Source organism: Mycobacterium persicum (genome assembly GCF_002086675.1).
Taxonomy (GTDB): Bacteria; Actinomycetota; Actinomycetes; order Mycobacteriales; family Mycobacteriaceae; genus Mycobacterium; species Mycobacterium persicum.
Window position 1 is genome coordinate 1 of sequence record NZ_MVIF01000216.1, and the last position, 1,803, is coordinate 1,803.

Genomic DNA, 1,803 nt, shown 5'->3' on the forward strand with positions numbered 1-1,803 from the left:
CCCCGGCGTGCAGAACGGCCGTGATCCCCCCGCCGGGTCGAGGCCCTCGAGTCGCGACACCGCCGCACTGCGCGAACACACCTGGGTCAGCAGACTGGGCCGGAAACCGGCCTCGGCCGGACTGGCGCCGGCCGCCAGCTTCGCCGGGTCGGCGGGAATATCCACGATGCTCTCCGGCCCCAGATTGCTGGCGCCGCTGGACAACGGGTCATATCCGGCGCCTGCCGCCGAGGGCCGTCCCTGGAAGTACTGCGGCAACGGGCGCCCGGCGGCATCGAGGTACAACTGTCCGATCAGGCTGCTGCCGACCGGTTTACCGCCGGCATCGACGAGGGAACCCTGCGCCTTGTCGTGCAGCCCGGGAAGCCACGCCACCAACCAGACGAGTAGCGGGTAGCCGAAGCCGAGGATGACCGTGAAAACCAGCAGGGCCCGCAGTGCGGCCCAATATTGGCGAACCATTTACGACATCCCGGGCAGTAGTTGGACGACCAGGTCGATGACCTTGATCCCGATGAACGGCGCGACCAGCCCGCCTACTCCATAGCGGTAGAGGTTGCGGCTGAGCAGTTTCGAGGCACGACTGGGCGTATAGCGCACCCCGCGCAATGCCAGCGGAATCAGCGCGACGATGACGACGGCGTTGAAGATGACCGCGGACAGGATGGCCGATTGCGGGCTGTGTAGCCGCATCACGTTGAGCAGATCCAAGCCGGGAAACAGCGCCACGAACATCGCCGGGATGATCGCGAAATACTTGGCGATGTCGTTGGCGATCGAAAATGTGGTCAATGCGCCGCGGGTGATCAGCAGTTGCTTACCGATTTCCACGATCTCGATGAGCTTGGTGGGATCGGAGTCCAGGTCCACCATGTTGCCGGCCTCCTTGGCGGCGGCGGTGCCGGTGTTCATCGCCACCCCCACATCAGCCTGCGCCAGCGCCGGCGCGTCGTTGGTGCCGTCGCCGGTCATCGCGACCAGGCGGCCGCCGTGCTGCTCCCTTTTGATCAGCATCAGCTTGTCCTCGGGTGTGGCCTCGGCCAGAAAGTCGTCGACCCCGGCTTCGTCCGCGATTGCCTTGGCGGTCAACGGGTTGTCGCCGGTGATCATCACGGTGCGAATTCCCATCTGGCGCATCGCGTCGAACCGGGTCCGCATTCCCTGCTTGACCACGTCCTTGAGGTGGATGACGCCGAGCACCTGCGCCTTTCGGTGATCCACCCGGCCCACCACCAGCGGGGTCCCCCCGGCAGCGGAGATGCCGTCGACAATGTGCCCCAGTTCGGCCGGAACCTCGCCGCCGTTGCCGCGTACCCATTCGGCGACCGAGCTGGCCGCTCCCTTACGCAGCTTGCGCCCGTCCAGGTCCACACCCGACATCCGGGTCACCGCAGTGAATTCCACCCAGCAGGCGTCGTCGAGATCCCCCGGTGTGTGGGCGCGCAATCCGTAGGCCTGTTTGGCGTAGACGACGATGGAGCGGCCCTCCGGCGTTTCGTCGGCCAGGCTGGCCAGCTGTGCGGCGTCGGCGAGCTCGGCGGCGCTGATCCCATGCACCGGAATGAATTCCGATGCCTCCCGATTGCCGAGGGTGATGGTTCCGGTCTTGTCCAGCAGCAGCGTGTTGACGTCACCGGCGGCTTCGACGGCTCGCCCGGACATCGCCAGCACGTTGCGTTGCACCAGCCGGTCCATGCCCGCGATGCCGATCGCCGACAGCAGCGCCCCAATTGTGGTGGGAATCAAGCACACCAGCAGCGCGACCAGCACGATGCCGCTGATCCCGTCGGCGCCGAGCGCCGA

The 1,803-nt window shown here is 66.6% G+C and carries 2 protein-coding genes; both read right to left on the bottom strand.

Annotated features, from left to right (window positions below; all coding sequences use genetic code 11):
* Positions 1-462, bottom strand: a 462-nt coding sequence (locus BST40_RS27895) for a potassium-transporting ATPase subunit C (RefSeq protein ID WP_142276849.1), incomplete at its 3' end; no start/stop codon positions are given.
* On the bottom strand, positions 463-1,803 hold a 1,341-nt coding region (kdpB, locus tag BST40_RS27900), incomplete at its 5' end, for a potassium-transporting ATPase subunit KdpB (protein ID WP_083156527.1).